Genomic DNA, 25,914 nt, shown 5'->3' with positions numbered 1-25,914 from the left:
GCCGTGGGGGTGGTGCCGTTGATTTTGGGAGCGGGACCCCCGCTGGGACTGGCTCAGGCCCAGCGGGGGCGCCGGCTCACGCGAACGTCGCGTGCAGGTGCCTCGTGTGGTCCACCTCTCGGGGCTCGCCCGTCAGCTTCACCTCGGCCGTCAGGCGGGCGTCCGTGCTCGATGCCGACAGGCGGAGTTCCAGGTCGCCCGGTTCCACCACCCTGCGGCCCTGCCGGCCCGTGAACGACGCCAGGTCGGCGGGGACCTTGACGCGGACGCGGCGGGACTCGCCGGGGGCCAGCGGGACCCTCGTGTAGCCGATGAGGCGCTGGACCGGCTGGACCACGGACGCGACCGGGTCGTGCAGGTACAGCTGGACGACCTCCGTGCCGGGCCGCTCCCCGGTGTTGCGGACCGTGAGGGACAGGCCGAACTCGCCGTCGGTGGGCGCCTCTTCGGCGTCCACGGTCAGCTCGCTCCAGTCGAACGTCGTGTAGGTCAGGCCGTGGCCGAAGCCGAAGGCCGGGGTCGGGTCGATGTTCGACACCTCGCTGGCGTGGGCGAGCCGCGCGCCGAGGTACGTCGTCGGCTGGGCGCCCGGTCCGCGCGGCACGCTGACCGGCAGCCGGCCGCTGGGCTCGGTCCGGCCGCTGAGCACGCCGGCGAGGGCGGCGGTGCCCTCGACGCCGGGGAAGAACGACTGCACGATCGCGGCGGACTCCTCGATGCCGCGGCCCAGGGCGTAGGGCCGGCCGGCGAGCAGCACGGTGACGACCGGACTGCCGGTGTCGAGCAGCGCGTCGAGGAGCTGCTGCTGGGCGCCGGGCAGCGCGAGGGACTCGGCGTCGCAGCCCTCGCCGCTGGTGCCGCGCCCGAACAGTCCGGCGCGGTCGCCGAGGACGGCCACGACGACGTCGGCGTCGCGGGCCGCCTGGACGGCCTCGGGGATGCCGAAGACGTCGCCGTCGTCGACGCCGGTGCCGCGCACGTGGACGATCTCGGCGTCGGGGAACTCGGCGGCGAGGGTGTCGTGCAGGGTGGGCAGGTCGATGCCGGCCGGGGACTCGGGGTGGTGCACGCCGACGTGCAGGGGGAAGGAGTAGCAGCCGAGCACGGCGGTGGGTTCGGCGGCGTTGGGTCCGACCAGCGCTATGCGGCGCGGCCCGGCCAGGGGCAGGGTGCCGTCGTTGCTGAGCAGGACGACGGCCTGCTCGGCGACCTCGCGGGCCAGGGCGCGGTTGTCGGCCGAGTCCAGGTCGACGCTGCCGCGCAGCGCGTCCGGGTCGTCGAGGTCGGCCTCGGCGAGCGCGGAGGGCACCGGGTTCCAGTCGGGGTCGAGCAGTCCGAGCTCGGCCTTCTGGGCGAGGACGCGGCGCAGCGCGCGGTCGATGAGCTTCTCCGGGACGCGGCCCTCGGTGACGGCTTCGACCAGGGGCGCGCCGAACGTCTTCACGGTGGGCAGCTCGATGTCGACGCCGGCGCGGAGCGCGGCGCCCGCGGCCTCGGCCCAGTCGCCGGCGACGCCGTGCAGGGTCTTGAGGAACGCGATGCCGAAGTAGTCGGCGACGACGGTGCCGTCGAAGCCCCAGGTGTCGCGCAGCAGGCCGGTCATCAGGGTCTCGTCGGCCGCCGCGGCGAGGCCGTCGGTGTCGGTGTACGAGGACATGACGGAGCGGGCGCCGCCCTCGCGCACGGCCATCTCGAACGGCGGCAGCAGCACGTCGGCGCGTTCGCGCGGGCCCATGGGCGCGGGCGCGAGGTTGCGTCCGGCGCGGGAGGCGGAGTAGCCGACGAAGTGCTTGAGGGTGGCGACGAGTCCGGCGGACTCCAGGCCCTGGACGTAGGCGGTGCCGATGGTGCCGACCAGGTAGGGGTCCTCGCCGATGGTCTCCTCGACGCGGCCCCAGCGGGGGTCGCGCACCACGTCGAGGACGGGTGCGAGGCCCTGGTGGACGCCGACGGCGCGCATGTCGCGGCCGATGGCGGCGGCCATGCGGCGGATCAGGTCGGGGGCGAACGTGGCGCCCCAGGACAGCGGCACGGGGTAGGCGGTGGCGCCCCAGGTCGCGAAGCCGGCCAGGCACTCCTCGTGGGCGACGGCCGGGATGCCGAACCGGTTGGCGGCGGCGATCCGGGTCTGGGTGCGCAGCAGGGACAGCGCGCCCAGTGCCGGGTCGACGGGGGCGGTGCCGAAGGGGCGGGTCAGCTGTCCGAGGCCGGCGGGCAGGAGGGCGTCGAGGTCGACGGCGTCCTCCATGTCGTGCTGGTGCGGGGCCACTTCGCCGCCCTCGGCGGAGGCGCCGACCCAGACCCCGTAGAGCTGGGCGATCTTCTCCTCGAGGGTCATGGCGTCGATCAGGGCGGTGACCCTGGTGTCGATGTCGTGGGCGGGGTCGTTCCAGACAGGGACTTCGGGGGTGGTCTCAACGGCCACGTTGGCGGTCACTTTCCTCCGACGCCCATCAGGCCCTGGACCAGGGCGCGACGGGCGAACAAGTAGACGAGCAGGACGGGCACCATGGACAGCACCACGGCTCCCAGCAGACCGGGGATGTCGATGCCGTGTTCGGTCTGGAAGTTGTAGAGACCCAGGGTGACGACCTTGGTGGAGTCGGACTGGGTCAGCACGAGCGGGAACAGGAAGCCGTTCCAGGCCTGGAGCGCGGAGAACACCACGATCGTGGACAGGCCGCCCCGGGAGAGCGGGAGCACGAGCTGGAAGAACATCCGCCGCGGTGTGGCGCCGTCCATGGCCATGGCCTCGAAAAGCTCCGGGGAGATGTCGCGCATGGCGCCGCTGAGGATGAGCGCCGACATCGGCAGGCAGAACGCCGCGGTGGGCAGGATGACACCGAGGAGGTTGTCGTACAGGCCCGCCTCGCTGATCAGGTAGAACATCGGCACGATGACGGCCTGCACCGGGATCGCGAGGCCCAGCAGGAACAGCCGGAAGGCACCCGTGGTGATCCTGCTGCGGCTGCGGACGATCGCGTAGGCGAGCGGCGGCACCAGCACCAGGACGAGGCCGACGACGGCGACGGTGACGACGAGCGTGTTGAAGAAGTACTGCCCGAAGCCGGAGTCGAAGGCGCCCAGGTAGTTGTCCAGGGTGAAGCTGTCCGGAATGGACACCGGGCCGTTCTCGGCGTAGTCCTGGCGGGTGCGGACCGTCGCGGCGAGCATCACGTACAGCGGCAGGCCGATCAGGAACAGCCACAGCAGTGAGCCGGCGCCGGCGAGGTAGTTGGGGCGGCGCCTCATGACACACCCTCCATGGAGCTGCGCATCTTGTCGTAGCCGGAGACGCGGACGACGATCAGCGAGATGACGGTGGCCGCGACGACGAGGGTGAGGGCGATGGCGGAGCCGGCGCCGAAGTCGAAGCCCTTGAAGGCCTTTTGGTACATGTAGTAGGCGCTGATGGTGGTGTCGGTGCCGGGTCCGCCCTGGGTCAGGATGAGGACCGTCTCGAAGGTGGTCAGGCCGCCGACGATCATCAGGATCATCGAGGTGATCATCGAGTTCTTCAGCTGCGGCAGCGTGATGTGGAAGAACGTCCGGAAGCGGCCCGCCCCGTCGATCTGCGCGGCCTGGTAGAGCACCTGCGGGATGGCGCGGGCGGCGCCCTGGTAGATCAGGGTGTGGAACGGGGTGAACTGCCAGGTGCTCACGAACGCCAGCACGCCGATGGCGGTGGCCTGTTCACCGAACAGGTTGCCGTCGCCGAACAGCCAGGTGGCGCTCGCCGGGATGCCGAAGTTCGGGTCGAGCAGCGCCCGCCACAGCACGGACACGGCCGTCGCGGACAGCAGCAGCGGCACGAAGTAGATGACGGACAGCACGGCGCGGTTGCGCTGGTTGCCGGCCGCCCAGACGCCGAGCAGGATGCTCAGCGGGGTCTGCAGGATCACGCCGAGGGCGGTGAGCAGCAGGGTCAGCCAGACGCTCTTGAGCATCACGGGGTCGTCGATGATGCGCGACCAGTTGTCGAATCCGACGAACTCGGGTGAGCCCAGGCCGTTCCAGGTCATGAACGACAGCACCGCGACCATGATCAGCGGGACGATCGCGAACAGGACGAAGAACACGGTGGCGGGCAGGGCCCAGGCGGAGCCGGGGCGTGCCACGCCTGCGGCGTGGGAGCCGTCCGGCCGCCGCCGGGCCCGCTTGCGGGGCTCGGCGGCGGTGGGAGGGCTCTTGATCTGAGTGGTCATGAGCCGTTCATTCGGTCGGGAGGGCCTGCATGGCCTTGATGAATCCGTCCGCGTCGATCTGGCCGTTGGTGAACTGCTGGATGGCCTGGTGGAGCGGGGTGGCGGCGGACGGCGGGAACGCCTGGTCCCACGACAGCTGGAACGACGGGGCCTTGGCGACCAGTTCGTACTGGAAGCGGGAGTACTCGGGGCTGGCCGCGGTGTCCAGGAAGTCCTTGGTGTTGGTGGTGGTCGGCAGGTTGCCGATCGCCATCTGCGCCTTGACGAACTCGTCGGAGTACATGAGCTTCAGGAACTCGGCGACGGCCTCGGGGTGCTTGGTCTTCTTCAGCACCGAGTAGAAGTTGTTGGTGTTGCCGGCGACGTTGCCCGGCTCGCCCTTGCCGCCGTCGACGGTCGGGAAGGCGGTGTAGCCGAGGCCGTCCTTGGCGAACTTCGGGGCGTCCGACTGCTGCTGGGCGTAGTACCAGGAGCCCATGAGCTCGAAGCCGGCCTTGCCGGAGGCGAGCAGCGCGGGCGAGGCGCCGTTGGTGTACTTCACCGAGTCGTAGTTCTTGCCGAAGGCGCCGGCGTCGACCAGCTCCCGGAACATGGCGAGGGCCTTCTTGCTGTCGGCGCTGTTCCAGGCCTCCTTGTCGCCCTCCAGGGCCTTCTGGAAGAGGCCGGGTCCGGCGACGCGGTCGTAGAGGTACTGGAACCACATCTGGGTCGGCCAGCGGTCGCCGCCTCCGAGGGCGATCGGCGTGACACCCTCGGCCTTGAGCTTCTTGACCGCGGCGATCAGCTCGTCCCAGGTCTTCGGCGGCTGGACACCCGCCTTGTCGAGGACGTTCTTGTTGTGGAACAGCAGGACCGGCTGGGTGCCCCGCATCGGGACGCCGTACGGCTTGCCGTCCACGACGGCGCTGTTGAACACGGACGGGAGGAACTTGTTCTCCAGGTCCGGGTTCTTCTTGATGAAGTCGTCCAGCGGCATCAGCAGGTCGGCCTTGACGAACGGCTTGATGCTGCCGCCGCCCCAGTTGAAGAAGATGTCCGGGGCCTGCGGCGTGTTGATGATCGTCTGGAGCTTCTGCTGGTAGTCGGCACCGGGGATGGTGTCGAGCTTCACCTTCACGTCGGACGTCTTGTTGAACGTCTCGACGATCTGCTTCTCGACCTTGTTGCTCGCGTCCCCGTACACGAGGACATGGATCTTCCCGTCGTCCGACGAGCCTCCGCCGTTGCCGTCACCGCAGGCGGACAGGCTCAGCGCGAGCGCGAGCGTCGCTGAGGCGGCGACCAGTCTGGGCAGCGCACGTGTCTTCATCGTTCGCCTTTCGAAAGTTTCGGCATCTTCGCCGAAAGTCCATGCCTCGGGACAGTAGGCGGCGACCCGAGTTTCGGTCAACGGTCCTGCACGGAGTCGCCCAAACCGTTACCGGCGCGCGTGGCCTATCCTGCGGGCATGCACGATGACGACGAGGTGAGCGGCAGGGTCACCCTGGCCGCGGTGGCGAAAGAGGCCGGCGTGTCGCTGGCGACAGTTTCGAAGGTCCTCAACGGACGTTCGGATGTCTCGGACGCCACCCGGGCCCGCATCGAGGGCATTCTCGACGCCCACGGCTACCGCCGCCGGGCCCAGGGAGCGCCCCGGTCGCCGCTCATCGAGCTCGTCTTCCACGAGCTGGACAGCATCTGGGCGATGGAGCTGATCCGGGGCGTGGAGAACGTCGCCAAGGAGAACCGGGCGACCGTGGTCCTCACCGAGAGCGGCACGCGGCACGCCCCCTCCCCGGACTGGATCGAGGGGGTGCTGCGGCGCCGGCCGCTGGGGGTCGTGCTGGTCTTCTCCACGCTCCCGGAGGACGTGAAGCGGCAGCTGCGGTCACGGGCGATCCCGTTCGTCATCATCGACCCGGCCGGCGACCCCGACCCCGACGTGCCGTCGGTCGGCTCCGCGAACTGGGCCGGGGGCCTCGCGGCGACGCGGCACCTGACCGACCACAAGCACGAGCGCGTCGCCATCATCACGGGGCCCGAGGACATGCTGTGCTCGCTGGCGCGGCTGGACGGCTACCGCTCGGCGATGGCGATGGCGGGCCTGGAGATCGACCCGGACCTCGTGCGGTTCGGCGACTTCCACGTGCAGGGCGGCTTCGAGCACGCCATGGACCTGCTGGACCGCCCGGACCGGCCGACCGCGATCTTCGCCGGCAGCGACCTCCAGGCCCTCGGCGTCCTGGAGGCGGCCCGCCTCAAGGGCCTGAGCGTGCCGGAGGACCTCTCGGTCGTCGGCTACGACGACGTCCCGCTCGCCCAGTGGTCGAGCCCGCCACTGACCACCGTGCACCAGCCGCTGCGCCACATGGCGGAGGAGGCGGCCCGCATGCTGCTGCGCCCGGACGACCCGGGCAAGGCGGCCCAGCGCATAGAACTGGCGACCCACCTGGTGACCCGGCAGAGCACGGCACGGCCTCGGGGGGCGTGAGCGGACGGAGCGGCTCGACCCGCGCCGAATGTTTCGCATTTTCTCGCACACGCCGTACGACCTCGCACGGGCCCGCGCCATGGCGTCAACTGGGGCCCGAGAGCCGCCGCGTGACGCGTGGGCCGCTCGACAATTCCTGCGTGACCGGTTGACCGGACAGCCCTGCGGCCGTACCTTCTGCGCAGCAATTCGGAAACTTCCACGAAACTTTCGTATGCGCGAAGGCCCTCAAAGGGGATGACATGCCCATGAGTACCGCACGCAGCACGAACCCGTCCCGGGTCCGCCGGGCCCTGGGCCTCGGCATGGCGAGTCTGCTCGCCATGGCCGGCGTCACCGCCCTGGCCGGGACCGCCGACGCCGCCACGACGCTGGCCTCGGCGGCGTCCGCCAAGGGCCGCTACTTCGGCACCGCGGTCGCGAACAACCACCTCGGCGAGCCCGATTACGCGAACACGCTCAACACCGAGTTCAACCAGGTCACGCCCGAGAACGAGATGAAGTGGGACGCCATCGAGCCGGCCCGCAACTCGTTCAACTTCGCGAGCGCCGACCGGATCGTCGAGCACGCGCAGATCCGCAACATGAAGGTCCGCGGCCACACGCTGGTGTGGCACTCCCAGCTGCCCAGCTGGGTGGGATCGCTGAGCGCCACCGACCTGCGCGCGGCCATGACCAACCACATCAACACGGTCATGGGTCACTACAAGGGCGAGATCGACTCCTGGGACGTCGTGAACGAGGCGTTCCAGGACGGCACCAGCGGCGCCCGCCGCAGCTCCCCCTTCCAGGACAAGCTCGGCAACGGCTTCATCGAGGAGGCCTTCCGGATCGCCCGCGCCGCGGACCCGGCGGCCAAGCTCTGCTACAACGACTACAACACCGACGGCATCAACGCGAAGAGCACCGCCGTCTACAACATGGTCAAGGACTTCAAGGCCCGCGGCGTCCCGATCGACTGCGTCGGCTTCCAGGGCCACTTCAACGCGCAGTCCCCCGTCCCGGGCGACCTCCAGGCCAACCTCCAGCGCTTCGCCGACCTCGGGGTGGAGGTCCAGATCACCGAGCTGGACATCGAGGGCTCGGGGACGGCGCAGGCCACCAACTACGCCAACGTCGTCAAGGCCTGCCTCGCCGTGACCAAGTGCTCCGGCATCACCGTGTGGGGCATCACCGACAAGTACTCGTGGCGGGCGAGCGGCACGCCGCTGCTGTTCGACTCGAACTACAACAAGAAGCCGGCGTACGACGCGGTCATCAGCGCCTTCGGCGCCACCCCCGACCCGGGCGGCCCCGGCACCCCCGACCCGGGTACGAAGGCCTGCACCGCCACCTACACCCGTACCGCCGACTGGCAGTCCGGCTACAACGGCCAGGTGACCGTGAAGGCGGGCAGTGCCGCCATCAGCGGCTGGACCGTCACGCTGACGCTGCCCTCGGGCCAGCAGCTGGCCGCCATCTGGAACGGCGCGTCCAGCACGAGCGGCCAGGTCGTGACCGTCCGCCCGGTGGGCTGGAACAGCTCGGTGGCGGCCGGCGCGTCGACCAGCTTCGGCTTCACGGTGAACAAGAACGGCAGCAACGCCGATCCCGTCGTCGGGACCTGCACGGCCTCCTGACCGTCGCCGTTGCGTCCTTGAGCCGGTCGCCCGGGGGCACGGCCCCCGCCCCCGGGCGACCGTGAAACGGCCCGCCGGTCTCGTCAGGGAGACCGGCGGGCCGTATCCATGCCGCGTGGGGGCGTCAGGCGTTCACGACAGCTGCGACCGCACCTCGGAGGAGATCAGCTCCAGGTGGTCGAGGTCGTCCAGGTCGAGGATCTGGAGGTAGACGCGGCTGCTGCCGATCTCCGCGTAGCGGCCGATCTTGTCGACGACCTCGGCGGGGGAGCCCGCGAGGCCGTTGAGCCGCAGCTCGTCGGCGTCGCGGCCGATGGCGGCGGCGCGGCGGGCGACCTCCCGCTCGTCCCGGCCGACGCAGACGACGAGGGCGTTGGAGTAGATCAGCTCGTCGGTGCGGCCGGCGGCCTCGGCGGCGGCACGGACCCGGCCGAACTGGCGCTCGCTGTCCTCGACGGAGGCGAAGGGGATGTTGAACTCGTCGGCGTAGCGCGCGGCGAGCCGCGGGGTGCGCTTGGCGCCGTGCCCGCCGATGAGCACCGGGATCTTCTGCTGGGCGGGCTTGGGCAGCGCGGGCGAGTCGGTGAGGTCGTAGTGGGTGCCGTGGAAGTCGAAGGTCTTGCCGACCGGGGTCTCCCACAGGCCGGTGACGATCGCCAGCTGCTCCTCCAGGCGGGCGAACTTCTCCTTCGGGAACGGGATGCCGTACGCCTTGTGCTCCTCCTCGAACCAGCCGGCGCCCAGGCCCAGTTCGACGCGGCCGCCCGACATCTGGTCGACCTGGGCGACCTGGATGGCGAGCACGCCGGGCAGCCGGAAGGTGCCGGCGGTCATGAGGGTGCCGAGGCGGATGCGGCTGGTCTCGCGGGCGAGTCCGGCGAGGGTGATCCAGGCGTCGGTGGGCCCGGGCAGGCCGTCCGACGAACCCATCCGGAGGTAATGATCACTGCGGAAGAAGGCGTCGAAGCCGAGGTCCTCGGTGGCCTTGGCGACGGTGAGCAAGGTGTCGTAGGTGGCCCCCTGCTGGGGCTCGGTGAAGATACGCAGATCCATGTCCCCATCCTGCCCGCCGCAGGTCCCGGCGACGGCGGCGGTCCCCCGCGGCCCGGGCGGCCGGTCGGGTGAAATCCCGCGGGTCCGCGCGTCCGGATCTCCAGGGTCGGCGCATCCGGATCACCACGGTCGATGCATCCGGCCCCGGCCGGTCCGCCCGCTCGGATCCCCACCGCTGCGCACATCCGGCCCCGCCGGACCACCCGCCCGGAACCCTGCCCGACGGCACATCCGGCCCCCGCCAGACCGCACGCCCGGAACCCGGCCAATCCGCACACCCGGAACCCCACCATGCCGCACACCCGGCCCCGCCCGACCGCACACCCGGCCCCCGCCGGACACACACCCGGCCCCCGCCGGACACACGCCCGGAACCCCGCCAGACCGCACGCCCGGAACCCGGCCAATCCGCACACCCGGAACCCCACCATGCCGCACACCCAACCCCCGCCCGACCGCACACCCAACCCCCGCCGGACCGCACGCCCGGAACCCCGCCGGACCGCGCATGCGGAGGGGGTGGTTCAGCCGGCCTCGCGCTGGGGCAGCATGGGCTCGCGGTAGACCTCCGGCAGGAGGCCGTCGGGTGCGCCGGGCGGTAAGTCCTCCTCCCGGTCCGCCAGTCTGCGCAGCATCTCCCGCACCCGGTCGCGGGACTCGTCCGCCGCGTCGATGGCCTCCATGCACTGCCAGTACGTGCCCTCGTCGTCCGCGGAGCAGGCGATGCCGACGAGGGCGATGCCTATCTCCCCGAGCAGGCCGCCCAGCCGCGTCAACGCCAGCCGCGCGTCGCCCAGTTCGGTGAGCTGGGCCGCGAGCAGCTCGCCCGGGGCCAGCTCGGGGCGGGTGAGGACGCCGCAGCCCCGGCCCGCGAGTTCCGTCAGTCCCAGTGCCTCGCCGCGCAGTTCGGGCGGGCCGGCGACCGCGAGGCGGCTGCCTATCGCCTGTGCCAGGGCCTGCGCCTGCCACACCTCCGCCAGAACCTGCGGCACGTCCCCGCTCGCCGCCAGGGCACGCCTGCTCGTCACGATGAGCCGCATCGCGTCCATGCGCTGTCCCCGTCTGTCCCGACGCGCTGCCGCGCGTCCGCCCGAACTCCCGTGTCCACTACCCAGAGTGAGGGAGTCTGGGACGAAAAGCCAGAGGAAGACGGAAATCTGTGGACAACAAGTCGGTGTCGGACAGGTTTCCAACTCCGGAGCGTGATAACGGAGTCCGACACTCCGCAGAAGCGCCCGTGTGCGCCGGGCGCCACTTCGCGGACGCGACCCAGACCTAGGACCGCTCGCCCGGGAGCGGGAAGCGGTGTTCGTTGCGGTCGATCTTCGCGTCGAGGGCCGCCAGGGGGTCGATGCCGAGCACCTCGCACAGCTGGAGCAGGTACGCGAGCACGTCGGCGACCTCGTCCGTGACGCGGTGCGCGGTGTCCGGGTCGGCCATGACGCACGCCGACTCCTCGGGCGTCAACCACTGGAAGATCTCGACGAGTTCGGAGGCCTCCACGCTGAGGGCGGAGGCGAGGTTCTTGGGCGTGTGGTACGGCTGCCAGTTCCGGGCCGCCGCGAATCGGGCGAGCCGTGCCTGGAGTTCGGCGAGTCGGTGATCGGTCACGGCTCCAGGTGTACCACCGTCACGTCGTCCGCCCCCTCGGCCCCCTCGGCCCACGAGGCGTCGCTGACCGCGCCGACGAGCCTGAGGTGGCCGCGCTCGCACATCCCCGCCGCCAGCCGCAGCAGTTCCGTCCGCTGCCGGGCGTCGAGGCCCCGCTCGAAGCCGTCGGCGAGGACGGTGAGCGTCTGCAGGGCGTCGGGCACCTCGCGGGCCGGGTCGACGTCCAGCACGCCGGGGCCGGTGAGCAGGACCAGCGCCAGCGCGAGGTAGCGCAGCTCGCCGTGGCCGAGCCGGTCCAGCGCGGTGCACAGGCCGTCGCCCCGGTCGAGCACGGCGCGCACGGTGCCGCCGCGCTGCGGTTCGGCCCGTACGTCCACGACGGGCCCGGCGCATCCCGCGCGGGCCGCCGCGACGAGCCGGGCGTGCCGCCGGGCGCACTCGGAGCGGGTGCGCCACAGGACGTCGGCGAGGTTGTCGCAGCCGCCGAGCAGCCGCCCGGTGCCGGTCGGCACGGGTTCGCGCATCCGGTCAGGCCGGGGGTCGCAGGGGAAGACGGAGCGCAGGGCGACGAGCATCTGCTCGGCGGCGGCGAGCACCCGCCGCTGACCGGGCGTCTTGCCGGCCACCCGCAGCGGCAGCAGAGCCGTGCCGAGGCAGTCGTCGGGCAGGGGGGCGCGGGTCACGGGCGTCGAGCCGGCCGTGTGCCAGGCCGCCTGCACGGTGCGTCTGCCGGGGTCGCGCAGCGCGGTCTCCAGCAGGACGAGTCCGCCGGCGGTCAGCCGCTCCCCCACGACGCGCAGGTGTGGCTCGGCCTGGACGGCGACGTCGAGCCGGACGGGCCCGGCGGGGCCGTCGACCGTGCAGCCGATGCGGAAGCCGCGGCGCCGCTGGGCGTCGGGCCGGGCCCGCTCCGGCACGCAGGCCACGGGGTCGGTGAAGACCTCGCCGAGCACGGCGCCGCCGCCGAGCCGGGCGAGCGCCTCGTAGGCCCGCAGGGCGCTGGTCTTGCCCGACCCGCTGGGCCCGGCGAGCAGGGTCAGCGCCCCGAGCGGCAGCTCGGCCCGCCGGTGCCCGGCGAAGGCCGACAGCCGCAGCTCGGTGACACGGGGCCGCCCGACGCGGCCCTCACGCTCCCGGCCGGGCCCCGGTAAGGGTTCGGCGGACGGCGTGGGACCAGCGGGCGGTGTCGGTTCGGAGCACGGCGTGGGACCGGTGGGCGGTGTCGGTTCGGAGCACGGAGAGGGCGCGGCCATGGTCGGACCGTAGGACCGCGGGACCGGGCGAACCGTTTTGCCCGCGGGACCTTCCTACGATCGGGGGACGGCCCGGCGCTCACGCCCCGGGCACCGACGCGCCCTCCATGAGTCCCGTGACCTCGGTCCCGGCCGGCGTCAGCAGGAACACGTTGCGGTCGACGCGGTGCATGCCGCTGGCGAGGCCGAAGACGACGCCGGTGCTGAAGTCCAGGACGCGCTTGGCGACGTCGGTCTCCGCACCGGTCAGGTCGAGCAGCACGGGGATGCCCGACATCAGTGTCTCGGCGACCTCGCGGGCGTCCGCGAAGACGTTGACCCGCAGGACGACGAAGCGGCGGCGGGTCTCCGTCTCCGCGTCGGGCATCGCGCGGTGGTTCACGGCGGACGGCCAGGCGTCCCGGCCGCGCAACGGAACGACCTGGGCGAGCCCTTCCCACTGTTCATCGGTGACGTCGTGGCTGTTCACCGGCTCCCCCCGCTCCCACTCGCCTGTATTGCCTGCACCAGCCAATTCTTACGCCAAGTAACCCGTTCGGCCCAACAGCGACACGGTGCGCGACCGTCGCATCCGTCACTTTCGCGCCGTGACGCGCCGTGACGCGCCTACGGACGGACGTCGACGGCTTCGGCGCGGACCGCCCGCGCGACCCGGACGAACTCCGCGGGCGTTGTCGGGCCCGGGTCATCGGGCGGGGGCGGTTTCCTGATCAGCACTGGGGGCGAGAGCCTCTCGGGGCAGCCAGCGCACGGCCACGAGGCCGAGGAGGAGGTGCAGGAGGGCGGCCGTCGCCGCGGCGATGTGCAGTCCGGTGAGGAAGGCGGCCTTGGCCTCGGTCACGAGGGGCGCTGTCAGACCGGAGAGCTGGAGTGTCTCGTCGAGCGTGGGCGCGAGCCCGGGACCCCGGAGGCGGAAGATCAAGGCGGCCAGCGACCCGAGCAGCGCGATGCCGAGGGCATTGCCGATCTCATTGCTGGTCTCGGCGATCGCACCGGCCGACCCGGCGCGTTCGGGAGGGACGGCAGCCACAGCGGTGTCCGCGACGACAGCGAACGAGATGCCGTAGCCGACGCCCGCGACGGCGGTCGAGGCGATGTACCAGCCGACGCCGCCGGTGACCGTGGTGGGAAGCAGCAGGAGCAGACCGGCAGCGATCGAGAAGTGGCACGCGAGCAGTGCGGTGCGCTTGCCGACGCGGTCGACGACCATGGGGGTGAGGACGCAGGTCGCGGTCAGCACGACGGCTCCGGGGAGCGCCAGGAGCGCTGCGTGGAGGACGGAGACACCGAGCACGGACTGCAGATGGACCCCCGCCAGGTAGGCGGCGGCCGACCAGGCCGCGAGCGGCAGCAGTCCGGTGATGACGGCGACGGTGAAGGTGCGGTCGCGGAACAGTGAGAAGTCGATGAGCGGGTGTTCGAGTCGTCGCTGCCGGACACCGAACCATGTCAGTACTGCCGCGCCCAGGCTCGAAGAGGCGACGGCGGACAGCGTCGGGCCTTCGGCGGCGGCGTGCTTGATGCCGTGGATCGCGAGCAGCAGCCCGACGGCGGAAGTGACGACGCTGACCGCGTCGACGCGTCCCGACCGGGTTGCGCGGACCTCGCGCAGCAGCGCGGGCGCGAGGCAGAGGAACGCGGCGACGACGGGCAGATTGACCAGGAACACCGACCCCCACCAGAAGCGGTCCAGGAGCACACCGCCGATGACCGGGCCGATCGCGAATCCGGCCGCGAACGCGGCGGCGAAGACGCCGATGGCCTGGGCCCGTTGCCTCGGGTCGGCGAACAACTCGCTCAGGACCGCCAGCGCCGACGGAAGCAGGGTCGCGCCGGCGATCCCCATGACGGCGCGGGCGGCGATGAGCAGCTCCGGCGTGGGGGCGAACGCGGCGGCCGCCGAACCGAGGCCGAAGAGGGCCGCACCGATCATGAGGAGCCTGAGGCGTCCGTAGCGGTCGCCGACGTTTCCGAACGCGACCAGCAGCGATCCGACGGCGAAGCCGTAGATGTCCAGGATCCACAGTGCTTGGCCGGCGCTGGGATTCAGCGCCTGGCTGATCCGGGGCATCGCGAGGAACAGGATGGATCCGTCCATCGAGACCAGCAGCACCGGACCCAGTACGACGAGCAGGCCTAGCCAGGACCGGAGGGTGCCGGGTTCGGTCCTGGCAGCGGGAGGTTGAGTCATGTCGTCAACGCTCCGGCTCCGGGTCGGGGCGGGCCAGACAACTGGTGTGGGTACACCCAGCAGGTGCACCCACACCACCGCGGCCGGTGTCTAGGCTCAGGTGCGTGGAGAGCCTCGGAGCGTTCTTGAAGAACCGGCGCGATCGGATCACCCCGGATGCGATCGGGCTGCGCACCTACGGCAGCAGCCGGCGCGTTCCGGGGCTGCGCCGGGAGGAACTGGCTCACCTCGCCGGCGTCAGCGCCGGCTACTACACGCGGCTGGAGCAGGATCAAGCCGGTTCCGCCTCGGCACAGGTCCTCGACGCCTTGGCCCGTGTGCTCGAACTGGACGAGGTCGAGAAGCTCCACCTGCACAACCTCGCCCGCCGAGCCAGGACCGGCCTCGCCGAACCGCCCGCCGAACATCCCCACCCGCGGGTGCTCGCCCTGCTCGACTCGCTCGGCGAGGCCACGCCCGCGATCGTGCTCGGCAGGCGCGGCGACGTGCTCGCCTGGAACCGCAGCGGTCACGCACTGCTCGCCGAACATGTGGACTTCGACGCGCCCGCCGACCCGGAGCGGCGTCCGTCGATCCCGCGCATGTTCTTCCTGGACCCGCTGACCCGGGACCTGCACCGCAACTGGGCCGATCTCGCCCGCGTCCACGTCGCGTACCTCCGGCTCACCGCCGGCCGGTTCCCCACTGACGCGCGCCTCGCGAACCTCATCGGCGAACTCGCCATGCGCAGCGACGAGTTCGCCCGGATGTGGGCCACCGGAGAGGTCGCGGACTGCACCACCGGCGACATGCATCTGCACCACCCCGTCGTCGGCACCGCGAGCGTCGCCTACCAGGTGTGGCTCCAGCCGGACAGCCCGGACCACCGCCTCGAGATCTACACGCCCAACGACGCCACCTCGGCGGACGCGCTCCACGCCCTCACCCGCCGCATCGCAGGCGAGGTGTGCCCCGCACCGCCTCGGTGACGTCGTCGCCGTTCACCGACACGGTCCGCGACCGTCGCATCCGTCACTTTCGCGCCGCCGGAGGTGCCGGGCGCCGCTTCGCGGAGACGGACTAGGGGCTGTCGTTTGGATCACCCCGGCGTCGCGGGGTCTGGCACGCACATCTGCGGCGTTGTCGTCGGTTGCCGACGCTCCGCGTCGACGCCCTCCTCCGCCTTGCAGCTGCACGCACCAGACCCCGCTCGGGTCGGCAAGAAGCGCGGCACCTCACAGCCAGGCTGATCCAAACGACAGCCCCTAGGACCAGCCGGCCGGGGCGGGTCCGACGAGTTCCGTGAGGACGTCCTCCATCGTCACGAAGCCGATGACCTTGCCGCTCTCGCCGAGGACGGCGGCGAGGTGTCCGCCGTCGGAGCGCAGCGCGGTCAGCGTGTCGTCGAGCGGGGTGTCGATACGGACCCGGGTGACGGGGTGCAGCGTGGTGCGCGGGAAGGGGCGGTCGCGGTCGGTGACGCCGAGGGTGTCCTTGATGTGGAGGTAGCCGAGGAGGGTGCCGTCGGCTCCGGTGACGGGGAAGCGGGAGAAGCCGGCGCGGGCGGCGACGCGCTCGAGTTCGGCCGGGGTGACGGTGTCGGCGACGGTCTGCATCCGCTGCACCGGCACGAGGATCTCGCCGACCGGCCGGGTGCCCAGTTCGAGGGCGTCGCGCAGGCGCTCGCCGTCGGCCGGGGTGAGGAGTCCGGCCTCGCTGGAGTCCACCACCATGCGGGCCAGCTGGTCGTCGGTGAAGACGGCCCCGACCTCGTCCTTCGGCTCGACCCTGAGCAGTTTCAGCAGGGTGTTGGCGAAGGCGTTGATGCCGAAGATGAAGGGCCGGAACGCGCGGGTGAGCGCCACCAGGGCGGGGGCGAGCGCCAGCGCGGTGGGGACGGGTGCGGCGAGCGCGATGTTCTTCGGCACCATCTCGCCGACCAGCATGTGCAGGTACGTCGCCACCGTCAGCGCGATGACGAACGCGACCGGGTGCACGAGCGCGTGCGGCAGGTGCACCGCCTCGAAGCCGGGCTCGATGAGGTGGGCGATGGCGGGTTCGGCGACGGCGCCGAGCACCAGCGAGGAGACGGTGATGCCGAGCTGGGCGGTGGCCATCATCGCGGAGAGGTGTTCCAGCGCCCACAGGGTCGCGCGGGCGCGCTTGTCGCCGTCCTGGGCGCGGGGTTCGATCTGGCTGCGCCGTACGGAGACGAGGGCGAACTCGGCGCCGACGAAGAACGCGTTGGTGAACAGGGTGAGCGCGCCGATGGCGAGCTGGAGGGCGGTCATCGGATCTCCTGCGCGAGCTGCCGGGCGGCGGGCCGGGGCGCGGCGACGCGGACGCGGTCGGCGCGGTGGTGCTCGACCGCGAGGACCTCCAGTTCCCAGCCGTCGACGTCGACGACGTCGCCCTTGGCCGGGATGCGGGCGAGGCGGGTGGCGACCAGTCCGGCGAGTGTCTCGTAGGGGCCGTCGGGCGCGGTGAGTCCGATGGCGGTGAGCTGGTCGAGGCGGACGCTGCCGTCGGCCTCCCAGGCGGCGCGGCCGTCGCCCCCGGCGGGGGCGGGCGACAGGCCGGGGGCCTCGTCGGGGTCGTGCTCGTCGCGCACCTCGCCGACGACCTCCTCGACGATGTCCTCGACGGTGGCGACGCCGGCCGTGCCGCCGTACTCGTCGATTACGACGGCCATGGTGCGGGTGGCGCGCATGCGTTCCAGCAGCCGGTCGGCGGTCAGGGTGTCGGGCACCAGCAGCGGTTCGGTGGCGAGGTCGGTGACGGGTGTGACGGCGCGCCGGGCGGGTTCGAGGGCGAGGACGTCGCGGATGTGGACGGAGCCGATCACCTCGTCCAGGCTGTCGCGGTAGACCGGGAAGCGGGACAGGCCGGTGGCGTGCGACAGGTTGGCGGCGTCGGCGGCCGTGGCGTGCGCCTCCAGGGCCTTGACGTCGACGCGGGGCGTCATGACGTTCTCGGCGGTCAGCTCGCCGAGGTGCAGGGTGCGGACGAAGAGTTCGGCGGAGTCGGCCTCCAGGGCGCCCTCGGCGGCGGAGTGCCGGGCGAGCGCGACGAGTTCCTCGGGGCTGCGGGCGGAGACGAGCTCCTCGGCGGGCTCCAGGCCGAAGCGGCGTACGCAGCGGTTGGCGGTGTCGTTGAGGTGCCGGATGAACGGCCCGAAGGCGGCGGTGAAGCCGCGCTGCGGTCCGGCGACGACCTTGGCGACGGCCAGCGGCCGGGAGATCGCCCAGTTCTTGGGGACCAGCTCGCCGACGACCATCAGCACGACGGTCGACAGGACCACGCCGAGGACGGTCGCCACCCCGGACGCGGCGCCGCCCAGCCCGGCCGCCTCCAGGGGCCCCGCGAGGAGCGCGGCGAGGGACGGCTCGGCGAGCATGCCGATGACGAGCGAGGTGACGGTGATGCCGAGCTGAGCGCCGGAGAGCTGGAGGGTGAGGCGCCGTACGGCCTTCAGGGCGCCGTCGGCGCCGCGCTCACCGGCCTCGGCGGCCCGCTCCAGGTCGCCGCGCTCGACGGTGGTGAGGGAGAACTCGGCCGCCACGAACACCGCGCAGGCGAGTGTCAGCAGCAGGGCGAGCAGAAGCAGCAGGACTTGGGTCACCGTGCCACCCCCGCTCCCGTAGCGGCCACGCGTCGTGGACCGTGGGGGTTGGCACGGCTGGGACTGGGAGGCTCACCCATTGGGGGACCGTCGCTCCTTCTCGAAACGCTCACGAACACACACGACAGGGACCGTCGCTGTTCGCAGGATCGCCTGTCTCCCCCTCTACTGTAAAGGAGTCGCAAAAGAAGATCGGCGGTCCCGGCCCACGCCGGGCTCAGGTGGTAGGGCCCCGGCCCCCGTCACCAGCTGCGCGCGACCGAGCGCAGGGCGATCCAGCCGTCGCCGACGCGGGCGTAGTCCATGGTGAGCCGGAGGCGCCAGTCGGCCTGCTCGCCGTACACCGTCGCGTCCGTGATCATGATGCCGACGAGGCGTGCGGTGCCGGCCTCGGCGTCCGCGTCGACGGTCACGGTCTTCTCCTCGACGCCGTGGTAGGCGAACTCCCCGGACCGCATCCGGGCCAGCCACTCGTCCTTCGACTGCTCGTCGCCCGTGATGTGGGTGAGGGTGAATCCCTCGTCGAGCAGCGCGTCCAGGGTGTCGGTGTCACCGTCGGTCATCGCCCGGAGGTGGGCCCGGTAGGCGTCGATGACCTCCTTGCGCGTCTTCAGGTCGGGCGAGGGGTTCATGTCGGCTTGCGTCTCCTGCGGTCGTGTACGGCGCCGGGGACTGCGCGGCCCGGCACGTGCCTGTCAGGGGATCATGCGGGGTGCCGCCGTCCCCTCGGCGGACGCCGCGCCGCACCGGCGCCGCCGTCGCGCACTCGGCCCAGACCGTCTTGCCGGGACGGACCCGGTCCACCGACGAACTGGCGTGGTTCAAGAGCACTTACAGCGGCAGCTCGGGCGACAACTGCATAGAGGTCGCCCTCCTGCCCGGCACCGTCCTCGTCCGGGACTCCAAGGACACCGCCCGGCAAGGGCTGTCCGTGTCGCGCGAGGCCTGGTCCGCGTTCACGACCCTGGCGACGCGGCCCCGCGCATAGCCGTACAGCCATGACGCCACCGTAAGTCCGCTGGAACAGACGCGAGGAGCGCTATGTGCACCGTCCTCGTCCGGGACTCCAAGGACACCGCCCGTCGAGGGCTGGTCGTGTCGCGCGAGGCCTGGTCCGCGTTCGCGGTGCTGGCGGCCGGGCCCCGCGCGTAGTCCTACGGGGCCGTCACTCGAAGAACTTCAGGCTCCAGCCCGTGTTGGTATTGGCGCCCGGCACGTTGGCCCGGCTGTACGTGGTGTTGCCCCACCAGCAGAAGGAGCCCGTGTACCAGTACCGGTTCTCCCAGGAGTACGGCGTGCCCTTCGGGACCGCGTGGAACATCAGGGGGAAGCGCGGTCCGGCCGGCGGACTGGTGTTGATGTCGCCGTCGAGCAGGACGAAGGTGTGGTGGCCGGGGCCGTTGACGTACAGCGTCGGGTCCCAGCCGGACATCATCGTGGAGCGGTTGGAGCCGAAGAGGCAGCCGTTGGACTTGTACCAGTCCCAGACGTACGTCGGGTCGCCGCCCGCCCGCAGCCGGAGGTCGGCGAGGCAGTACTGGTCGCTCCAGCTGCCGTTGGCGGAGTAGACGATGTGCAGTTGGCCGTTGGGGTCCTTGATGGCCTCGGGGGACTCGTTGATGAACGGGTTGCCGACGACCCGCTCCCAGCTCTCGCGCGGCTGGGAGATGATGTACCGCCCGCCGGTCGGAGTGGTGGGGCTGCTCATCCGGGCGATGTAGAGGTTCTGCTCGACGTTGGTGTCACCGGCCCAGCCGGACCAGACGAACCAGCGCTGCCCGTTGAAGGTGAACAGGGTGCCGTCGATGGCCCACTTGTCGTCGGGCAGGGCGAGCTTCGTCTCGGAGGTGTAGCCGGTGTCGGGCGAGGCGGAGCTGATGACGTACATGCGGTGGGCTGAGCCGCGGCCCATGGTGAAGTAGATGTAGTAGCGGCCGCTGTCCCGCACGATCTCCGGGGCCCAGACCTCGCCGAGGTTGCGGGTGTCGGACCAGACCTGCCGGGCGGGCGCGGAGGCGAGCCCGTCGGTCGACGACGCCTGCCGCACGGCGATGCCGCCGCCGGTCGACTGGACGGAGATGTAGGTGCCGCCGACGCGCAGCACGCTCGGGTCGGCGGCCCGCATCGTGGTCTGGCCCGCGTCGGCGGGCTCGGCGGACGTCAGCGACATCCCGGCGGCGAGGACGGCGGCCATCAGGAAGGCCGCCGCGCCGGAAAGGCAGCGGGAGAGTCTCGTTTTCACGGCAGGGCACCTGCACTTCCACGGCGGGCGGTTGAGGACACGGCACTGCTGAGAGCGCTCTCGCAGCATCCGCCACTTGCAGAGGACATGTCAATGGACGGCCGTCGAGCGGTACGCCCGCGCGGTTCGGGTCTGCCGGTGGTCAACGGCCGATGACGGCCGGGGCGCCGCCTCCCTCGGTGCCCCACACGTCGGCGTCCTCCTCCAGGTAGTCGGCGGAACTGGTGGAGGTACGGCGTGGCTCCGTCTCCTCCTCGGGGGAGTCGCCGCCGTTGGTCGTCACGCGGGAGGCCGGCGACAGGAACGTGTCGCTGTCCTCCTGCCGGTGCCAGGGGTTGCGGCCGTCGGCGGTTGCGGCGCTCGCTCTCGTCGGCGGCGTCGACCCGGACGGCGCGGTTGCCGAGGTTCTCGGTCGTCGTCGTGCCGTCCGGGAAAGTTGCCGTCGGGGAAGGCGGTGGTGACCCGCCACGCGCCCGTTTCCTGCCCGCTTGGACAACGTTCCGTGAGCAACACGGCAGGACGGGACAAACCACCGGAGCGACGACGCCAAGCACCAGCAGCCCGCCGCCCGCCGCCCCGCGAACGAATTCCGCGCCACGAGCCCCAAGCCCGCCAGGAACTCACACCAGGCGTCTGATCTCCCCTCGCACGCGGTAGAAGCCGCCCGCCGACGGGTGCAACGCGTCCACCACGTACCGTGCACCGGGCTGACGTATCGCACGCGGGAACTGGACGTTCCAACTCGGCTCGTAGCCCTCGGAGATCACCCGCACACGCACGCGCCCGCCCTGCTCGAAGCACTCCACGACGACGCCGCTCCCCGGCGCCGGCACGGCGCTGACCGTGGCCACGGAGGCGGGCGTGGTCACCGGCGCGTACGTCGGCAGGGCTGCCGCGAGCTTGATGTCCGCCGCCACCGGAACGGTGCCCGACTGAGCGGCGTTGATCGCGGTCTCGCTCGCGTCGACGCAGGCGAGCGAGCCGTCGGTGGAGACGATGTACAGCCTCTCGTCGTGGTACTGCATGGAGAGCGCCGAGCCGCCACCCGTGCCGAGCTTCCACAGCCGGGTGCCGTCGGCGGTGAAGCAGTAGACGGAGGACGCGGAGTCGCCGGCGAAGACGTACCGCCCGCCGGGGGACGTGGCACACGAGTACACCGCGGCGTCGCACGGGTAGGTCGCCTCGACCGCGCCGTCGGACTTGGCGAGCCGCTGGACGACCCGGCGCCCCGTCCCGGCGTAGACGGCGTGCTCCTCCTGCCATCCGAAGAGCACGTTGCCGCTCGTCGTGGTGTGCCAGAGCTGCCTGGCGCCGTCCGCCGCGTAGGCCGTGACGCCGTCGCTGTGCCCGTGGTAGACGGCGCGGTCGTCGGCCCGCACCATCCATCCGTGTTGCCCGGAGGAGTTGCGCGACCACTGGAGTTCGTCCTCGTGGTCGATGACCGTCAGACCGCCGTTGCGGTCGGAGACGTTCAGCACGCCCGCGTGGATGTCCAGCCAGAAGATGTCGACCTCGGCGGCGATCTCGTAGGCGGCGAACGGCACCTTCGCCGACAGGTCGTACACCCGGCCGTCGTCGCAGCCCGCGTAGATCCAGAAGTCGTCCGCGACCAGGCACTTCACACCGTCGGGCAGGGAGTAGTGCGCCAGCACCTCACCGTCGTGGCTCAGGTTGTACACACTGCCGCGCTGGTTGCCGACCCAGCAGCGGTCCTCGTCGACGTGGATGCCGAACGCCGAGTCGCCCGTGCGGAACCGCCACAGCACCGGGGCGGTCGCCCGCGCCGTGGACGGGGCGGACGTCACCTGGCGGCGCGTCACGGGCCGGGCCGAGCGCTGCCCCCGAACGGCCGGCGCATACCCCTTGCGCACCTTCTCCGCTATCTTCTTCGCCGCCGCGGCCCGCGCCTTCTCGACAGTCGCGAAGGAGGAGCTCTGGCGCTGCCCGTCCGCACCGATCCGTCCGTACCGCACGGACACGGTGGTTCCCTCGACGGTCACCTCGTAGAACTTGTGGGCACCGCCGTTCTCCTGGGACAGCTCCAGATACGTCGTGTTCCCCGACTGTCGTGCCTGCGCGACGGACACAGCGCGCCCCTCCCCGAATACCCCGGCCGACCCGCACGGTCGACCTCCAGTGACTCCAAGCTAACGGTGACCACTGACAACTGGCGCAGCCGTGGTCGACGCGGCCTCACACGGGCAGCGCGTGCAACTTCTTGCCGTGCAGGGCGAACACGTGCTTGCCGTCCGTGGCCACCAACCAGGCGTGGAAGTCACCGGACTTGTCGTTGAACGTCCAGCGCACGGCCCCGGTCTTCGCGTCGATGGCGATCACGCCGCCCCGGTCGTCGAGGTCCGTGGCCGCGTACAGGACACCGCCCACCTTCACGTACTGCCGCGGCACCGTGCGATCCGCTTCGACGAGCGCCTTCGACTCCCAGACCTTCTTGCCGGTACGGGGATCGAGTGCCCGCATCGTGCGGTCGCTGTCGGCGATGTAGAGGACGTCGTCCAGCACGGCTGGCTCCTTGAAGGCGACGTGGCTCTCGGCCGTCTTCACCGACCACTTCACCGAGCCGTCGGCCAGGCTGAAGGCCTGCAGCCTCGGCCCCTGCGGAACGATCACCAGGTCCTCGTGCACCGCGAAGAAGCCGTAGTTGGTCTTGGTGGTCTTGTGCGTCCACACCTGCTTGCCGGTGGCGGTGTCGCGGACCGTGAGGTTCTTCTTAAAGTCGGTGTAGACGAGGTGGCGGCCCGACACCTGGGCGTGGACGCCGTTCTGCTCGGTGCCGAGGTCCCGCTGTTCCTTCCACGCCAGTCGGCCCGTACGGCTGTTCAGCGCGGCGATCACATTGGTCCTGGACGAGCCGTCGGCCTCCAGGATCTCGGCGATGACGTACACCTGCTGGTCGTCCACCGCGATCGGCGCCGGCTGCCGGTACTCCTTGCCCAGGCGACTGCGCCAGGTCTCCTTGCCCGAGGCCGGGTCGTACCCGATGACGCTGCCGTCGTACTGGGCACTGGCCAGGTACAGCGTGCCGCTGCCGAGCAGCATCGGTGCCCCCGGAACCGCCCCGTCCGCCAGCGACCACCGCTCCTTGCCCGACGCGACGTCCAGCGCGGCCAGCGGCTCCCCACTGGCGATCACCACGCCACCCGCGGCCACGAGCTCGTCGTTGTCGCCGTAGGTCTGGGCGGAGGTCGTCTTCGTCCACACCGGAGCGGGCGCCTGCCAGCCCTTGCCGCTGCCACCCGCACCGGCCGGCTTACCACCGGTCCCCGCCTCACGCGCTCCCGTGGAGCCTTCGGCGTCTGCGGACCCGTCCTCACGGCACCCCACAGCACCCGCACCCAGCACGACCCCCACAAGCCCACCACCGGCCAGCCGCAACACCCGCCGCCGGTCGAATCCGTAACGCGTCACGCTGCCTCGCCACATGGCCATGTCGCCGTACCCCCGTGAAAATCGCCGGACCAGGAATGACGTGCGGCGACCCGCCGTCACACGGCCGACCGACCCCACGGCCAGGAACGCTAACCCCTGCCCCACCCGCCACAGCGCCCAGGGCCCGACCCGGGACAACTTCGTGAACCAATCGGGACACGGCCCACCACGAACACCCCTCGCGCACCGTCGAGAACGGCCGGCAGGCATGTCACCACGGCGAAGCGTCAGGCGAGCCCTTCGAGGAAACCCGAGATCACGGTGTGCAGCGCCCCAGCCCGTTCCAGGTGCACGTCGTGGGCGGTGCCGGGGATGCTCATGGCCAGGGTGACGCGTCCCGCAGGTGGCTCTCCCCGGCCCCGTGCCCGCGCTGGTCCACCGCGACAGCCCGATACCGAGGGCTCAACTGCCTGGGTCACGTCGCCCCACCAGGAGACAAACCCGTCACCCGTCGCACCAGGGAACGTCAGGAGATGGGGAACCAGGTCGGGAGGCGCTTGGCGATGGCGGGGACATCGACGTCGTCCTGCGCGACTTCCTCGACGAACGGGCCGGCCACGGAGACGGGGGGCGGAGCGGTACTGGCGCTGACGCCGTTGAACCGCAGGAAGACACGCATGGCAAGCCAGGCCGTGCGCTTGTTGCCGTCGATCAGCGCGCGATTGCGAGCGACGGAGTGCAGCAGTGCCGCCGCCTTCTCGTGCAGCGTGGGAGACAACTCGGCCCCGAACACGTTCATTCGGGGCCGTTCGATCGCTGACACCGAAAGTCCCATGTCACGCACGCTGCGCTCGGTGTCGTTGACCGCGCGGGTGATGGCCGGGCCGCTCTCGGCTCCGCAGGGCGCGCAACCCACCAGAGCAACGAAACCGCAGGTCAGGAGCCCTTCGCAGCCGGTTCGAGGATCGCCACGCACTCCACATGATGCGTCATCGGAAACAGATCGAACACCCGCAACATCCGCACCCGATATCCCCCGTCCCGGAAGTACGCGATGTCCCGTGCCAGCGCTGCCGGGTCGCAGGCCACGTAGGCGATCCGGCGTGCGCCCAGGGAGGCCAGGTGGGCCACCGTCTTGCGGCCCGCTCCCGCGCGGGGCGGGTCGAGGACGACGAGGTCGACCTCGGTGATGCCGGTGCGGGGCAGGACGGACTCGACCTTGCCCTGCTCGATGCGGACCCGGGGGAAGTCCGCGAGGTTGTGCCGGGCGTCCTCCACGGCGCGCTTGCCGGACTCGATGCCGAGGACCGCGCCCTCCTCGCCGAGGCGGTCGGCGAGGGCGCCGGCGAACAGGCCGACGCCGCAGTACAGGTCGAGCGCCATGTCGCCCTTGCGCGGCAGGAGTCCCTGCATGACGGCGGTGACCAGCGTCTCCGCGGCCTTCGGGTGGACCTGCCAGAAGCCGCCGGCCCCGACGCGGTAGGTGCGGCCGTCGGCGCGCTCGCGGACGAAGGGGCGGCCGTGGACGCGGTGCACGCCGCCGGAGTTCTCGTCCACCCGCAACACCGAGACCGGGCGGTCCAGTTCGACCAGCGGCAGACGCGCGCCCGGCTTCGGGGTGAGGATCACCTGGCGGTCCTGGGAACCGCTCGCCGCGATCGCCTCGACGGTGTCCATGCCCGTCCAGTCGTGCTTCTCGACGCCCAGCTCGCTGACGCCCTCGGCGGCGATCATGCAGTGGTCGATCGGCTCGACCTCGTGCGAGCGGTGCCGGCGCAGGCCCGCGCGGCCGTCGTCGGTCACCGCGTACTGCACGCGCGTGCGCCACTGCGGGACCTGTCCGGCGGGCAGCTTGTCGCCCTCGGCCGGCACGACCGTGCCGTCCCAGCCGGCCTCCTCGGGCGTGAGCCCGGCGAGGCGCTGGAGCTGCTCGGCGACGACCTCGCCCTTCAGGCGGCGCTGCGCGCCCGGCTTTGCGTGCTGCCAGTCGCAGCCGCCGCAGCGGCCGGGGCCGGCGAACGGGCACGGCGCCTCGATGCGGTCCTTGGACGCCTCCAGCACCCGCACCGCGTCGGCGCGCAGGAAGCGGGCGCCCTCCTCGCCGTCGGTCACGCGGGCGACGACCCGCTCACCGGGGAGCGCGTGCCGGACGAACAGCACCTGGCCCTCGGACGTACGGGCGATGCAGTGACCGCCGTGGGCGACGGGGCCGATCTCGACCTCGTACTCCTCCCCCACCAGCGACTTCTTCTCTTCTGCCTGCATGGCGGGGTGACTCCACA

At 71.5% G+C, this 25,914-nt stretch carries 23 protein-coding genes and 1 pseudogene; 5 read left to right on the top strand and 19 right to left on the bottom strand.

All coding sequences use genetic code 11. The features are described from left to right. Positions 1–76: 76 nt before the first annotated feature. Genes ACZ7D7_RS25580 through ACZ7D7_RS25565 form a run of 4 tightly spaced genes read right to left on the bottom strand, consistent with a single transcriptional unit; the run spans position 77 to position 5,514 of the window. Positions 77–2,437, bottom strand: coding sequence for a beta-xylosidase/alpha-l-arabinosidase (locus ACZ7D7_RS25580; protein ID WP_470827226.1), 2,361 nt, complete (start codon positions 2,435–2,437; stop codon positions 77–79). Continuing rightward, the gene (locus tag ACZ7D7_RS25575) at positions 2,434–3,252 is read right to left on the bottom strand and encodes a carbohydrate ABC transporter permease (RefSeq protein ID WP_470827225.1); all 819 of its coding nucleotides are present in this window, start codon (positions 3,250–3,252) and stop codon (positions 2,434–2,436) included. Before ACZ7D7_RS25575 ends, ACZ7D7_RS25580 begins: the two co-directional genes overlap by 4 nt. Beyond that, entirely contained in the window at positions 3,249–4,205 is a 957-nt protein-coding gene (locus tag ACZ7D7_RS25570) for a carbohydrate ABC transporter permease (protein ID WP_470827224.1), read from the bottom strand. Before ACZ7D7_RS25570 ends, ACZ7D7_RS25575 begins: the two co-directional genes overlap by 4 nt. A 7-nt stretch (positions 4,206–4,212) precedes the next feature. Continuing rightward, positions 4,213–5,514, bottom strand: a complete 1,302-nt coding sequence (locus ACZ7D7_RS25565; RefSeq protein ID WP_470827222.1) for an ABC transporter substrate-binding protein — start codon at positions 5,512–5,514, stop codon at positions 4,213–4,215. Between the two features lie 138 nt (positions 5,515–5,652). On the opposite strand from ACZ7D7_RS25565, the gene ACZ7D7_RS25560 reads away from it, so the two are divergent. Beyond that, a complete protein-coding gene (locus ACZ7D7_RS25560; RefSeq protein ID WP_470827221.1) occupies positions 5,653–6,675 on the top strand; it encodes a LacI family DNA-binding transcriptional regulator in 1,023 nt (340 codons plus the stop codon). A 248-nt stretch (positions 6,676–6,923) separates the two neighbouring features. Beyond that, positions 6,924–8,294, top strand: coding sequence for a glycoside hydrolase family 10 protein (locus ACZ7D7_RS25555; protein ID WP_470827219.1), 1,371 nt, complete (start codon positions 6,924–6,926; stop codon positions 8,292–8,294). Between the two features lie 132 nt (positions 8,295–8,426). Here ACZ7D7_RS25555 and ACZ7D7_RS25550 read toward each other — a convergent pair whose 3' ends face one another. The 6 genes from ACZ7D7_RS25550 to ACZ7D7_RS25525 form a co-directional block, all read right to left on the bottom strand. Next, positions 8,427–9,347 (bottom strand): LLM class F420-dependent oxidoreductase, encoded by a 921-nt coding sequence (locus tag ACZ7D7_RS25550; protein ID WP_470827218.1) that lies wholly within the window; start codon positions 9,345–9,347, stop codon positions 8,427–8,429. 524 nt (positions 9,348–9,871) lie between these two features. Further along, complete coding sequence (locus ACZ7D7_RS25545) at positions 9,872–10,396, bottom strand: DUF6099 family protein (protein WP_470827216.1); 525 nt, start codon at positions 10,394–10,396, stop codon at positions 9,872–9,874. Between the two features lie 226 nt (positions 10,397–10,622). Continuing rightward, on the bottom strand, positions 10,623–10,958 hold the full coding sequence (locus ACZ7D7_RS25540) for a nucleotide pyrophosphohydrolase (protein WP_470827215.1): 336 nt from the start codon (positions 10,956–10,958) through the stop codon (positions 10,623–10,625). Beyond that, positions 10,955–12,211 carry an AAA family ATPase gene (locus ACZ7D7_RS25535; RefSeq protein WP_470827214.1) on the bottom strand — a complete coding sequence of 419 codons (1,257 nt, stop codon included), beginning with the start codon at positions 12,209–12,211 and terminating at the stop codon, positions 10,955–10,957. Before ACZ7D7_RS25535 ends, ACZ7D7_RS25540 begins: the two co-directional genes overlap by 4 nt. Before the next feature lie 79 nt (positions 12,212–12,290). Further along, positions 12,291–12,680 (bottom strand): cell division protein SepF, encoded by a 390-nt coding sequence (locus ACZ7D7_RS25530; RefSeq protein ID WP_470827213.1) that lies wholly within the window; start codon positions 12,678–12,680, stop codon positions 12,291–12,293. Positions 12,681–12,896: 216 nt separating this feature from the next. Continuing rightward, positions 12,897–14,402, bottom strand: coding sequence for an MFS transporter (locus tag ACZ7D7_RS25525; RefSeq protein WP_470827212.1), 1,506 nt, complete (start codon positions 14,400–14,402; stop codon positions 12,897–12,899). A gap of 104 nt (positions 14,403–14,506) precedes the next feature. On the opposite strand from ACZ7D7_RS25525, the gene ACZ7D7_RS25520 reads away from it, so the two are divergent. Continuing rightward, complete coding sequence (locus tag ACZ7D7_RS25520) at positions 14,507–15,370, top strand: helix-turn-helix domain-containing protein (protein ID WP_470827211.1); 864 nt, start codon at positions 14,507–14,509, stop codon at positions 15,368–15,370. Between the two features lie 276 nt (positions 15,371–15,646). Here ACZ7D7_RS25520 and ACZ7D7_RS25515 read toward each other — a convergent pair whose 3' ends face one another. The 3 genes from ACZ7D7_RS25515 to ACZ7D7_RS25505 all read right to left on the bottom strand — a co-directional run bounded on the left by ACZ7D7_RS25515 (position 15,647) and on the right by ACZ7D7_RS25505 (position 18,635). Continuing rightward, positions 15,647–16,672 carry a hemolysin family protein gene (locus tag ACZ7D7_RS25515; RefSeq protein ID WP_470827210.1) on the bottom strand — a complete coding sequence of 342 codons (1,026 nt, stop codon included), beginning with the start codon at positions 16,670–16,672 and terminating at the stop codon, positions 15,647–15,649. Beyond that, positions 16,669–18,003, bottom strand: coding sequence for a hemolysin family protein (locus ACZ7D7_RS25510; RefSeq protein WP_470827208.1), 1,335 nt, complete (start codon positions 18,001–18,003; stop codon positions 16,669–16,671). Before ACZ7D7_RS25510 ends, ACZ7D7_RS25515 begins: the two co-directional genes overlap by 4 nt. 242 nt (positions 18,004–18,245) lie before the next feature. After that, positions 18,246–18,635, bottom strand: coding sequence for a nuclear transport factor 2 family protein (locus ACZ7D7_RS25505; protein WP_470827207.1), 390 nt, complete (start codon positions 18,633–18,635; stop codon positions 18,246–18,248). A 149-nt stretch (positions 18,636–18,784) separates the two neighbouring features. Between ACZ7D7_RS25505 and ACZ7D7_RS25500 the strand changes: the two genes are divergently transcribed. Both ACZ7D7_RS25500 and ACZ7D7_RS25495 read left to right on the top strand, forming a co-directional pair. Then, on the top strand, positions 18,785–18,991 hold the full coding sequence (locus tag ACZ7D7_RS25500; protein ID WP_470827295.1) for a DUF397 domain-containing protein: 207 nt from the start codon (positions 18,785–18,787) through the stop codon (positions 18,989–18,991). 50 nt (positions 18,992–19,041) lie between these two features. After that, a pseudogene (locus ACZ7D7_RS25495) lies at positions 19,042–19,155 on the top strand (DUF397 domain-containing protein); the annotation flags it as partial. Between the two features lie 13 nt (positions 19,156–19,168). Here ACZ7D7_RS25495 and ACZ7D7_RS25490 read toward each other — a convergent pair. The 6 genes from ACZ7D7_RS25490 to ACZ7D7_RS25465 all read right to left on the bottom strand — a co-directional run bounded on the left by ACZ7D7_RS25490 (position 19,169) and on the right by ACZ7D7_RS25465 (position 25,897). Continuing rightward, the gene (locus tag ACZ7D7_RS25490; RefSeq protein ID WP_470827294.1) at positions 19,169–20,197 is read right to left on the bottom strand and encodes a glycoside hydrolase family 43 protein; all 1,029 of its coding nucleotides are present in this window, start codon (positions 20,195–20,197) and stop codon (positions 19,169–19,171) included. Between the two features lie 190 nt (positions 20,198–20,387). Next, positions 20,388–20,528, bottom strand: coding sequence for a hypothetical protein (locus ACZ7D7_RS25485; RefSeq protein ID WP_470827205.1), 141 nt, complete (start codon positions 20,526–20,528; stop codon positions 20,388–20,390). 337 nt (positions 20,529–20,865) lie between these two features. Next, a complete protein-coding gene (locus ACZ7D7_RS25480) occupies positions 20,866–22,332 on the bottom strand; it encodes a WGR domain-containing protein (protein WP_470827204.1) in 1,467 nt (488 codons plus the stop codon). 106 nt (positions 22,333–22,438) lie between these two features. Next, positions 22,439–23,692 carry a PQQ-binding-like beta-propeller repeat protein gene (locus ACZ7D7_RS25475; protein ID WP_470827203.1) on the bottom strand — a complete coding sequence of 418 codons (1,254 nt, stop codon included), beginning with the start codon at positions 23,690–23,692 and terminating at the stop codon, positions 22,439–22,441. A gap of 466 nt (positions 23,693–24,158) precedes the next feature. Beyond that, on the bottom strand, positions 24,159–24,551 hold the full coding sequence (locus tag ACZ7D7_RS25470; RefSeq protein WP_470827292.1) for a type II toxin-antitoxin system death-on-curing family toxin: 393 nt from the start codon (positions 24,549–24,551) through the stop codon (positions 24,159–24,161). Between the two features lie 17 nt (positions 24,552–24,568). Then, positions 24,569–25,897: a class I SAM-dependent RNA methyltransferase gene (locus ACZ7D7_RS25465; protein ID WP_470827202.1), complete on the bottom strand. Its 1,329-nt coding sequence runs from the start codon at positions 25,895–25,897 to the stop codon at positions 24,569–24,571. Positions 25,898–25,914: the final 17 nt, after the last annotated feature.

The sequence above is a fragment of the Streptomyces sp. NPDC037054 genome (assembly GCF_055606745.1).
This window is presented reverse-complemented; position numbering and strand designations above follow the sequence as displayed.

Excerpts from the sequence above, each read along its gene's own strand:
- ACZ7D7_RS25560 (WP_470827221.1), top strand. The coding sequence starts at position 5,653 with ATGCACGATGACGACGAGGTGAGCGGCAGGGTCACCCTGGCCGCGGTG.
- ACZ7D7_RS25465 (WP_470827202.1), bottom strand. The coding sequence starts at position 25,897 with ATGCAGGCAGAAGAGAAGAAGTCGCTGGTGGGGGAGGAGTACGAGGTC.
- ACZ7D7_RS25535 (WP_470827214.1), bottom strand. The coding sequence starts at position 12,211 with ATGGCCGCGCCCTCTCCGTGCTCCGAACCGACACCGCCCACCGGTCCC.
- ACZ7D7_RS25505 (WP_470827207.1), bottom strand. The coding sequence starts at position 18,635 with ATGAACCCCTCGCCCGACCTGAAGACGCGCAAGGAGGTCATCGACGCC.
- ACZ7D7_RS25575 (WP_470827225.1), bottom strand. The coding sequence starts at position 3,252 with ATGAGGCGCCGCCCCAACTACCTCGCCGGCGCCGGCTCACTGCTGTGG.
- ACZ7D7_RS25490 (WP_470827294.1), bottom strand. The coding sequence starts at position 20,197 with ATGGCCGCCGTCCTCGCCGCCGGGATGTCGCTGACGTCCGCCGAGCCC.
- ACZ7D7_RS25550 (WP_470827218.1), bottom strand. The coding sequence starts at position 9,347 with ATGGATCTGCGTATCTTCACCGAGCCCCAGCAGGGGGCCACCTACGAC.
- ACZ7D7_RS25570 (WP_470827224.1), bottom strand. The coding sequence starts at position 4,205 with ATGACCACTCAGATCAAGAGCCCTCCCACCGCCGCCGAGCCCCGCAAG.
- ACZ7D7_RS25565 (WP_470827222.1), bottom strand. The coding sequence starts at position 5,514 with ATGAAGACACGTGCGCTGCCCAGACTGGTCGCCGCCTCAGCGACGCTC.
- ACZ7D7_RS25475 (WP_470827203.1), bottom strand. The coding sequence starts at position 23,692 with ATGGCCATGTGGCGAGGCAGCGTGACGCGTTACGGATTCGACCGGCGG.
- ACZ7D7_RS25525 (WP_470827212.1), bottom strand. The coding sequence starts at position 14,402 with ATGACTCAACCTCCCGCTGCCAGGACCGAACCCGGCACCCTCCGGTCC.
- ACZ7D7_RS25515 (WP_470827210.1), bottom strand. The coding sequence starts at position 16,672 with ATGACCGCCCTCCAGCTCGCCATCGGCGCGCTCACCCTGTTCACCAAC.
- ACZ7D7_RS25545 (WP_470827216.1), bottom strand. The coding sequence starts at position 10,396 with ATGGACGCGATGCGGCTCATCGTGACGAGCAGGCGTGCCCTGGCGGCG.
- ACZ7D7_RS25555 (WP_470827219.1), top strand. The coding sequence starts at position 6,924 with ATGAGTACCGCACGCAGCACGAACCCGTCCCGGGTCCGCCGGGCCCTG.